A 9,423-nucleotide genomic window follows, 5' to 3' on the forward strand; every position below is an offset into this window, starting at 1 on the left:
CACTCGGAAGTTACTTGGCCTTTTCCCGTACTTCGACGAGCCGCCACCGCTTGGTGGCCGACGTCGGCCGGGTCTCCATCAGCAGGACGCGGTCGCCGACGCCGGCGTCGCCGTTCTCGTCATGCGCCTTGACCTTCTTGGTCGTCCGGATGATCTTGCCGTACAGCGAGTGCCGCGTACGCTCCTCCAGCTCGACGACGATGGTCTTCTGCATCTTGTCGCTCACCACGTAGCCGATGCGCGTCTTGCGCCGGCCACGCGTCTTCGGGTTCGCCGGAGTGTGCTGCGGGCCCTTCTCTTTCGAAGCGCCATCCTTCGCAGCGGCTTTAGCTTCTGCCATCACGATTCCTTATTTCCGTCGGATCCGTCAGGACCACTGGCCAGGCCCAGCTCTCGTTCACGCAGCACCGTGTAGACACGGGCGATTTCCGAACGCACCGTGCGCAGCCGGCGGTTGTTGTTGAGCTGTCCGGTCGCCATTTGGAAGCGGAGGTTGAACAGCTCCTCCTTGGATTCGCGCAGGCGCTCGGTCAGCTCCTCGTCGGTGAGCTCGCGCAGTTCGCCAGGCGAAATACCCACTGCCATCAGAACTGATCCTCTCGGGTGATGATGCGTGCCTTGATCGGCAGCTTGTGGATTGCTCGGGTGAGCGCCTCGCGAGCGGTCTGCTCGTTGGGGTAGCTGAGTTCGAACAGCACCCGGCCCGGCTTGACGTTGACCACCCACCACTCCGGCGAGCCCTTACCCGAACCCATGCGGGTTTCGGCGGGCTTCTTGGTCAGCGGACGGTCGGGGAAGACGTTGATCCACACCTTGCCACCACGCTTGATGTGCCGGTTGATCGCGATACGAGCCGACTCGATCTGCCGGTTGGTGACATAGGCGTGCTCGAGGGCCTGGATGCCGAAGTCGCCGAAGTTCACCTCCGTGCCACCGCTGGCGATGCCGCGCTGGCGTGGATGGTGTTGCTTGCGGTGCTTAACTCTGCGGGGAATCAACATGATTCAGCTCTCCGTGCTCTGCGGTTCCGCTGCAGGCGTCGCCTCCACCGGAGCCGCACTCTCTTCGGCGCCCGCGGCTCGTCCAGCCTCAGTGCTGGTGGCCGTGGTACCCGATGCGCCACTGCGGCGTGGGCGGGTGCCCGACGGCCGTTCGCGGCGCGGACGGTCGGCGCCCGCCGGTGCGGCAGCGGCCAATTCGCGCTTGCCGCCGACGATGTCGCCCTTGTAAATCCACACCTTCACGCCGATCCGGCCGAAGGTGGTCTTGGCCTCGTACAGGCCGTAGTCGATGTCGGCGCGCAGGGTGTGCAGCGGAACTCGGCCCTCGCGGTAGAACTCCGAGCGGCTCATCTCGGCGCCACCGAGGCGGCCCGAGCACTGCACCCGGATGCCCTTGACGTTGGGCTGACGCATCGCCGACTGGATGGCCTTCCGCATCGCGCGACGGAACGCCACCCGGTTGCTCAGCTGCTCGGCAACGCCCTGAGCCACCAATTGTGCTTGCGACTCCGGGTTTTTCACCTCGAGGATGTTCAGCTGCACCTGCTTTTTGGTCAGCTTCTCCAGGTCCGCGCGGATCCGGTCGGCCTCGGTGCCGCGGCGGCCGATGACGATGCCGGGACGCGCTGTGTGGATGTCGACGCGGACGCGGTCGCGGGTGCGCTCGATCTCCACGTCGGCGATGCCGGCGCGCTCCAGACCGGTGGACAGCAGCCGGCGGATCGCCACGTCTTCCTTGACGTAGTCGGCGTACTGCTTGTCGGCGTACCAGCGGGACTTCCAGTCGGTGGTGATGCCCAGCCGGAAGCCGTGCGGATTGATCTTCTGGCCCACTAGTCTGAGCCTCCCTTCGCGTCAGAGGTCTCAGACGTCTTGGCTTCGGCTTGCGGCGCAGCCTTTTTCGCGGGCGCCTTCTTGGCGGCGGGCGCCTTCTTGGCAGGCGCGGTCGCGGCCTTCTTGGCCGGAGCCTTCGCGGCGGCCTTGCTGCCCTCGGCGCGGCGGGTGCGCGACGACTTCGAAGACTGCTGGTCCTTGCTCGGGCGGCTTTCCACCACAACGGTGATGTGGCTGGTGCGCCGGCGGATCCGGAACGCACGGCCCTGGGCGCGCGGACGGATGCGCTTGGCAGTGGGGCCCTCGTCGGCGTAGACCGAGGCGACCACCAGGGTCGCCGGGTCCAGGCCATCGTTGTTCTGCGCGTTGGCGGCAGCACTGGCGATCACCTTGGCGACCGGCTCACTGGCGGCCTGCGGCGCCCAGCGCAAGATGTCGAGCGCGTCGGCCACCGACTTGCCGCGCACCAGGTCGATAACCCGGCGCGCCTTGGTCGGCGAAACCCGCACGAACCGTGCTTTGGCGACGGCCGACGGATATTCAGTCGTCGTGGTGCTCATCGGCGCTTGGCCTTTCGGTCGTCCTTGATGTGGCCCTTGAACGTGCGCGTCGGCGCGAACTCACCGAGCTTGTGCCCGACCATCGCCTCGGTGACGAACACCGGGACGTGCTTGCGGCCGTCGTGCACCGCAAAGGTGTGGCCGATGAAGTCGGGAATGATCGTCGAACGACGCGACCAGGTCTTGATGACCTGCTTGCTGTTCTTCTCGTTCTGCACGTCCACCTTCTTGAGCAGGTGGTCGTCGACGAACGGTCCCTTTTTCAGGCTGCGTGGCATCTGTTACTCCTCGACTTCCTAGCGACCGTGCTTCTTGCCGGTGCGCCGGCGTCGGACAATGAGCTTGTTACTGGCCTTGTTCGGCTGACGGGTACGGCCCTCGGGCTTACCCCACGGGCTGACCGGGTGGCGACCACCGGAGGTCTTACCCTCACCACCACCGTGCGGGTGGTCCACCGGGTTCATCACGACACCACGGACGGTCGGGCGCTTGCCCTTCCAGCGCATACGACCGGCCTTGCCCCAGTTGATGTTCGCCTGCTCGGCGTTGCCCACCTCGCCGACGGTGGCGCGGCAGCGCACGTCGACGCGGCGGATCTCACCGCTGGGCATACGCAGCGAGGCGTAGGTGCCCTCTTTACCGAGCAGCTGGATGCTGGATCCGGCCGACCGCGCCATCTTGGCGCCACCGCCCGGCCGCAGCTCCACGGCGTGGACCAAGGTACCGGCCGGGATGTTGCGCAACGGCAGGTTGTTACCGGGCTTGATGTCGGCGTTGGCGCCGGACTCCACCACGTCGCCCTGCGAGAGTCCCTGCGGGGCGATGATGTAGCGCTTCTCGCCATCCAGGAAGTGCAGCAGTGCGATGTTGGCGGTGCGGTTCGGGTCGTACTCGATGTGAGCGACCTTGGCGTTGACGCCGTCCTTGTCGTTGCGCCGGAAGTCGATCTCCCGGTAGGCGCGCTTGTGGCCGCCACCCTTGTGACGAGTGGTGATGCGGCCGTGCGCATTACGTCCGCCGTGTCCGTGCAGCGGACGCACCAACGACTTCTCCGGCTCCGTCCGAGTGATCTCGGCGAAGTCGGAGACGCTGGAGCCGCGGCGACCGGGGGTCGTCGGCTTGTATTTGCGAATTGCCATGTCTTATCAGGTCTTTCTCTCGCGCGCGGCTAGGCCGGTGCTCCGAACAGGTCAATCGGCTTGCTGCCCGCGGCCAGGGTGACAATCGCGCGCTTGGTGCCCTTGCGCTTGCCGAACCCGGTGCGGGTGCGCTTGCGCTTGCCCTGCCGGTTCGCGGTGTTCACCGATGCGACCTTGACGGAGAAGATCTTCTCGATAGCGATCTTGATCTGCGTCTTGTTCGAATCGGGGTGCACCACGAAGGTGTACACGTTGTCGTCGAGCAGTCCGTAGGACTTCTCCGAGATGACCGGAGCCAGGATGATGTCGCGTGGGTCGGTGACGGTCGCCATCAGGCCGAAACCTCCTCGGTGCTAGCCGTGTTCGCCGCGATGTATGCGTTGAGCGCCTCGACGCTGAACACCACGTCGTCGGCACGCAGCACGTCATAGGTGTTGAGCTGACCCGGCGCCAGGATGTGCACACCCGGAAGGTTGCGCACGCTCTTGGCACCGGCCTCGTCGGTGCTGCCGATGACGACCAGCACCTGCTTGCGGTCGGTCAGCGTGTTCAGAAATGCCTTGGCGCTCTTGGTCGACGGCGTCTGACCCGACACGAGCTCGGTCACCGCGTGGATGCGGCCGTTACGGGCCCGGTCGGACAGCGCCCCGCGCAGCGCGGCCGCGATCATCTTCTTCGGCGTGCGCTGGCTGTAGTCGCGCGGCTTGGGGCCGTGCACGGTGCCACCACCGGTGAACTGCGGGGCGCGCGTCGAACCTTGCCGCGCACGCCCGGTGCCCTTCTGCCGGTAAGGCTTACGACCACCACCGCTGACCTCGCCGCGCGTCTTGGTCGAGTGAGTACCCTGGCGAGCCGCCGCGCGCTGCGCGGTGACCACCTGGTGCATCAACGCGATATTGGCTGGGGCGTCGAACAATTCGGCGGGCAGCTCGATCGAGCCGTCGACCTTGCCGTCCGGCGTCTTGACGTCAATCTTTACCGCTGCCATTACTTCTCACCTCGTTTGATCGCAGTGCGAACCACAACGAGTCCGCCGGTGCGTCCGGGGACCGCACCCTTGATCAGCAGCACACCGTTCTCGGCATCGACCTTGTGCACCAACAGGTTCTGCACGGTCACCCGGTCGTTACCCATCCGGCCCGCCATCCGCGTGCCCTTGAAGACGCGCGCGGGAGTGGCGCAGCCGCCGATGGAACCCGGACGACGGTGCACCGCCTGGGCGCCGTGGCTGGCGCCCTGGCCACGGAAGCCGTGGCGCTTCATGGTGCCGGCGAAGCCCTTGCCCTTGGAGGTACCGGTCACGTCGACATAGGCGCCGTCGGCGAAAATCTCCGCCGTCAGCTCCTGGCCGACCTCGTACTCGGCGGCCGCCTCCGGGTTGTCCAGACGCAGCTCGGCCAGGTGACGGCGCGGGTTGACGCCCGCGGCGGTGTACTGGCCGGTGACGGGCTTGTTGACTTTCCGCGGGCTGATTTCGCCGTAGGCCAACTGCACGGCGCTGTAGCCGTCGAGTTCCGGGGTGCGGATGCGCGTGACCACGTTGGGACCCGCCTTGACCACAGTCACCGGCACGACCCGGTTGTTCTCGTCGAACACCTGCGTCATGCCCAGCTTGGTACCCAGAATGCCTTTTCTTGCCATGAGTTCGTCGATCCCCTACTGGATGTTGACGTCGACACTGGCCGGCAGATCGATGCGCATCAGTGCGTCAACGGTCTTCGGCGTCGGATCAAGAATGTCGATCAACCGCTTGTGGGTGCGCATCTCGAAGTGCTCCCGCGAGTCCTTGTACTTGTGCGGGGAGCGGATGACGCAATACACATTCTTCTCGGTCGGCAGCGGCACCGGCCCTACGACGCTGGCACCCGTACGGACGACGGTCTCGACGATCTTGCGCGCCGAGGCGTCAATGGCCTCATGGTCGTAGGCCTTAAGCCTGATGCGGATCTTCTGTCCCGCCACGCTTCTCCTACCCTCACTCCTCTTGAGGCCCGGATATCCGGGCCTGGTGCCCCCGGCGCGCCGACTCGACCCGGCCCATCTGGGGCCGATCGAGCGCCGCGCCGGATACTGCGCCGCTGTTTACCTGTCGTGGTTCACCGGCCCCCGCGGTCGGGCGTGTCACCCTCACACAGCCTTGTTCGCGGCCAAAATAGTCGCTCCAAGGATGGGACCGGACGCGCCCGTTTTGGGCGCTGGTCGTATGCCCGGCCAGGCGCGAACCCGGCTCAAGGCAACCCGAACAGTATGCCCTAGATCGTGGCCCAAACAAAATTCCGCCCAAATCTCGGCCAGAATCGGTACTGCGTTAGTTCGAGCCGGTCATATCGCTGGTCTGACCTGGGGCGTAAGCTCCCTGTCTTCGCCCTTGAGCGGAGTCCCGATAGGCCCCAGCGATGCTCACTTTTCGGCGTTGGCTATCCCGCAAGTTCTATCTTTGGTCATGCCGCATCTATGAGGACTGGCACGAAGTCGAGCTCGCCTCTGGCGATGGCGAATGCATCTACTTCTGCTGCTACGGCGACCTCACGGGTTCGTGGCCCGAGCGCTGGGAGTTCCACTGCTCATGCGAAAAGCGTGAAAGGTGAAAGGACCGCGCCACGACGTTCGTCGGTGGACTCACGCACCTGCCGATTCGATACTCGCTGCGCTAGCCCTGCCCTGCGCGCGCTGAACGTGCAGGAAACCATCGACGGCCGCGAACGCGCATTCCCGATAGTCGAAATCCGGCAGGGTGGACAGACGCCCCAGCACCAGCGGGCCGATCAGCAGGGCGATGGCCCGGGATCGGTCCACCTCGCCCAGTTCCGCGGCCTCCGGACTGTCGAACAGGGCGTCGAACGGCGCCGCGTACTGCTGGGCGATGCGTTCGCGAAGCGTGGTGATCGCCGGGCTGTCGGTGCAGCTGTCGTGGTGAGGTTCTGGCATACCTTCCAGGTCGCGACCCAGCGCCAACCAGGACATGGCGGTCATCAGCGCCGGGGCCTGGGCCACCGATTCGGCTTGGGCAAGCATCAGGGCGACAAGCCGATCCCGCAGCGAGCCCTCGTCGGGCGGAGTCGGAGACGGCGGAATCAGGCTGTTGAACGCCGCGGCCAGCAAATCATTGCCACTCGGAAAGTGGCGATACAGGGTGGCTCTGGCTACGTTGGCGGTACGGGTGACCGCTTCCACGGTGACCGCGCTGGGGCCTCCGGAGTTCAGCAGCGTCGCGGCGGCTTCCAGTAAACGCGCCCGCGATCGTGCGGGGCGGGGATCCGTACTTCCCTCGGTGATTGTGACTCACCTCCCTGTTTAGAAACAAGACCATCGGTCTATCTACGAGACTATTGGTCTCGAAAGTTCGCACGCCCCCGAAGGAAGGCGCATCTCATGGTCGATGTCTTGATCCGGCCTGACCAGCGTACTGATCCAGTGAGCATTGGCGATAGCCCGCGCGCGCGAGTCTGGACCCTGGCGGTCGCGTGCATGGGGGTCGCGCTGGTGGTCGCATCCATGACCGCCCTGAACACCGCGTTGGGCGATCTTGCGGTGGCAACCTCGGCGACGCAGTCGCAGCTGAACTGGATCGTCGACGGGTACACCGTGGCGCTGGCCTGCCTGCTGCTGCCGGCCGGGGCGATCGGTGACCGCTACGGCAGGCGCGGCGCGCTGCTGACCGGCCTGGTGGTGTTCGCGCTCGGCTCGGTGACCCCTGCGATGCTGCACGCTCCGATGCAGATCATCGCTGGGCGCGCGGTGGCCGGTGTCGGCGCGGCGTTCGTCATGCCCGCGACGCTGTCACTGCTGACGGTGGCCTACCCGCGGGACGAACGGATGAAGGCCGTCGGCATCTGGGCCGGCACCGCGGGATCCGGCGGGGTCTTCGGCTTGATCGGATCCGGCCTGCTGCTGCACTTTTGGGATTGGCACGCGATCTTCTGGTCACTGGGCATCGCGGGGCTGGTGATCTTCGCCCTGGCGTGCACCGTCTCGCCGTCGCGGGACAACAACGCTCCCCGCGTCGACGCGCTGGGGGCGGTTCTGATCGGGGCCGCCGTCGCGATCGCGGTGGCCGCCATCCTGGAGGCTCCCACTCGCGGCTGGGACGATCCTCTGGTCTGGGGCGGGATGGCCGCCGGGGCCATCATCGCGGTGCTGTTCGGTGTCGTCGAATTCCGGCGGCGTCAACCACTTCTCGACGTGCGGCTGTTCGCCGATCCCAATTTCGCCACCGGGGTGGCCGCGATCGTCGTGCTGTTCGGCGCGACGTTCGGGTTCTTCTATATCGGCATGCAATACGTCCAGCAGATCATGGGTTATTCACCGCTGACGACGGCAATTGCCTTCGGCCCGTTCATGATTCCGCTGGCCATTTTCTCGGCGCTGTCGTTTTGGTATGTGCCGAAGCTCGGACTGCGACTGGTGCTGTTCATCGGCACCCTGCTGATGGCGGTTGGTTTCGCATGCATGTCCACCCTCGACCTGCACTCGAGTTACTCACAGTTCGCGTGGCCGACGTTGATCCTGGCCACCGGCATCGGGATCTGCACGGCACCAACGACTTCGGCAATCATGGGTGCGGTCCCCGACGAAAAGCAGGGCGTGGCCTCCGCGGTGAACGACACCTCGCGCGAGATGGGTGGGGCACTGGGCATCGCCGTCGCGGGTTCGATCCTGGCCGGACGGTATTCCCACGAGCTGGCGCCGCAACTGGCGAGCTTTCCGCCGGCGGTGCGGGGCCCGGCCACCGACTCGCTCGCCAAGGCCGTCGAGGTGGCAGGCCGGCTCGGGCCGCAGGGGGCCAAGCTCGCCGAGCTGAGCAAGACTGCCTTCATGACCGCCATGCATGCGTCGACGATCGTGATGGCGGTGATCGTGGCCGTGATCTCAATCCTGATCGGGCTGTGGGCGCCGGGGCGAGACGGCAAGCAGCTGCGCCTGGTGCGCCGGATCGGGCCGGTGTCAGGCCGCGGCGACGGCGGATCAGACGCTCGCGAACCGGCCGTCCATCGGTAGCCCGCCCGACCGCCGAACCAATTCGCGGGCACACCGGCCGATCACCACACCGCAGGTGCGGGCCGAAAAGCCGGGCTGCAGAACGAAAGACGGAAAACACTGGCGGCCAAGGCTCGATCCGTGCGGTCGCTGCGGGTGGCCGAAATTCACGCCCGAGAGGTACTTGAAACGGCCAATTCGTTCTGGTATCAGAGATATATATCGACAGGGACAGGTCATCTCGCAGGATGAGGTGGATGTGATGTTGATGAGTACTGACTCACGCAGACAACGAGTACGCCGGTCGTCACCGGTGCCGGGCGCCATTGCGCGGTCCGCATTGTCGAGGCTGCCACATGCAGCGCTATCGGCTCGCTGGTCGCCACACCCAGTCCGCTTGTCTCGGTGGGCAATTCGCTGTGCATCGATGCCCGCGCCGGATCGGCCGTACAGCGGGGTGATCACGTGAGCGTGGCGATTGAGCCGTGCTGCCCGGCGGTGGAGGAGGCAGCGGCCATCGTGGAGGCCGAGTGGATACGCATGCGCTGCTCGAGCGACCAGGACCGTCATGTTCCCGGTGAGCTACCCGCGCGACGGTCGTGTCCGCGTCGACCAAGCACCGTAGTGACCGTGGGACCCACGCCGCACGCGGGCTCAGTCGAGCACGCCAGGCCGGACGCACGCTGGCAGGTGAGCATGGTGTGGCCGCGCCAGCGATCGCCTCCGCTGCAATCGTGATTGCCACTGCGACAAGCCCGTTCGAGCTAAAGGAGGTGGTCTTCTAGACGAGCCATTGCACACCACGGTGATACGGCTGTCATGCCGTCCACGAATATTGCGACGCATAACTCGCGCATGACGCACCATTATCTGCGCGCGCACCGCCACTGGTCGTGGCCGTTTACGTGGAAC

At 65.8% G+C, this 9,423-nt stretch carries 13 protein-coding genes; 1 reads left to right on the forward strand and 12 read right to left on the reverse strand.

What is annotated here, in order from left to right; genetic code table 11:
- Window positions 1-10: 10 nt before the first annotated feature.
- From rpsQ to AAHS21_RS00900, 12 genes are all read right to left on the reverse strand, one after another.
- On the reverse strand, window positions 11-340 hold the full coding sequence (rpsQ, locus tag AAHS21_RS00845; RefSeq protein WP_342925857.1) for a 30S ribosomal protein S17: 330 nt from the start codon (window positions 338-340) through the stop codon (window positions 11-13).
- The gene (gene rpmC, locus AAHS21_RS00850) at window positions 340-585 is read right to left on the reverse strand and encodes a 50S ribosomal protein L29 (protein ID WP_267731980.1); all 246 of its coding nucleotides are present in this window, start codon (window positions 583-585) and stop codon (window positions 340-342) included. Before rpmC ends, rpsQ begins: the two co-directional genes overlap by 1 nt.
- Window positions 585-1,001 carry a 50S ribosomal protein L16 gene (rplP, locus tag AAHS21_RS00855; RefSeq protein WP_096284779.1) on the reverse strand — a complete coding sequence of 139 codons (417 nt, stop codon included), beginning with the start codon at window positions 999-1,001 and terminating at the stop codon, window positions 585-587. Before rplP ends, rpmC begins: the two co-directional genes overlap by 1 nt.
- A 3-nt stretch (window positions 1,002-1,004) precedes the next feature.
- On the reverse strand, window positions 1,005-1,835 hold the full coding sequence (rpsC, locus tag AAHS21_RS00860) for a 30S ribosomal protein S3 (protein ID WP_096284777.1): 831 nt from the start codon (window positions 1,833-1,835) through the stop codon (window positions 1,005-1,007).
- Window positions 1,835-2,395, reverse strand: a complete 561-nt coding sequence (gene rplV, locus AAHS21_RS00865) for a 50S ribosomal protein L22 (RefSeq protein WP_342925858.1) — start codon at window positions 2,393-2,395, stop codon at window positions 1,835-1,837. Before rplV ends, rpsC begins: the two co-directional genes overlap by 1 nt.
- Entirely contained in the window at window positions 2,392-2,673 is a 282-nt protein-coding gene (gene rpsS / locus AAHS21_RS00870; RefSeq protein ID WP_025738376.1) for a 30S ribosomal protein S19, read from the reverse strand. Before rpsS ends, rplV begins: the two co-directional genes overlap by 4 nt.
- 18 nt (window positions 2,674-2,691) lie before the next feature.
- On the reverse strand, window positions 2,692-3,534 hold the full coding sequence (gene rplB / locus AAHS21_RS00875) for a 50S ribosomal protein L2 (RefSeq protein ID WP_342925859.1): 843 nt from the start codon (window positions 3,532-3,534) through the stop codon (window positions 2,692-2,694).
- A 29-nt stretch (window positions 3,535-3,563) separates the two neighbouring features.
- Window positions 3,564-3,866 (reverse strand): 50S ribosomal protein L23, encoded by a 303-nt coding sequence (gene rplW / locus AAHS21_RS00880; protein ID WP_096284771.1) that lies wholly within the window; start codon window positions 3,864-3,866, stop codon window positions 3,564-3,566.
- Complete coding sequence (rplD, locus tag AAHS21_RS00885; RefSeq protein WP_342925860.1) at window positions 3,866-4,522, reverse strand: 50S ribosomal protein L4; 657 nt, start codon at window positions 4,520-4,522, stop codon at window positions 3,866-3,868. Before rplD ends, rplW begins: the two co-directional genes overlap by 1 nt.
- Window positions 4,522-5,175, reverse strand: a complete 654-nt coding sequence (rplC, locus tag AAHS21_RS00890) for a 50S ribosomal protein L3 (protein WP_342925861.1) — start codon at window positions 5,173-5,175, stop codon at window positions 4,522-4,524. Before rplC ends, rplD begins: the two co-directional genes overlap by 1 nt.
- 15 nt (window positions 5,176-5,190) lie before the next feature.
- Entirely contained in the window at window positions 5,191-5,496 is a 306-nt protein-coding gene (rpsJ, locus tag AAHS21_RS00895) for a 30S ribosomal protein S10 (RefSeq protein WP_003873519.1), read from the reverse strand.
- A gap of 657 nt (window positions 5,497-6,153) precedes the next feature.
- Window positions 6,154-6,759 (reverse strand): helix-turn-helix domain-containing protein, encoded by a 606-nt coding sequence (locus AAHS21_RS00900; RefSeq protein WP_342926524.1) that lies wholly within the window; start codon window positions 6,757-6,759, stop codon window positions 6,154-6,156.
- 189 nt (window positions 6,760-6,948) lie between these two features.
- Between AAHS21_RS00900 and AAHS21_RS00905 the strand changes: the two genes are divergently transcribed.
- A complete protein-coding gene (locus tag AAHS21_RS00905) occupies window positions 6,949-8,532 on the forward strand; it encodes an MFS transporter (RefSeq protein WP_342925862.1) in 1,584 nt (527 codons plus the stop codon).
- Window positions 8,533-9,423 lie beyond the last annotated feature (891 nt).

Source organism: Mycobacterium sp. 050272, from assembly GCF_039023525.1.
Classification (GTDB): Bacteria; Actinomycetota; Actinomycetes; order Mycobacteriales; family Mycobacteriaceae; genus Mycobacterium.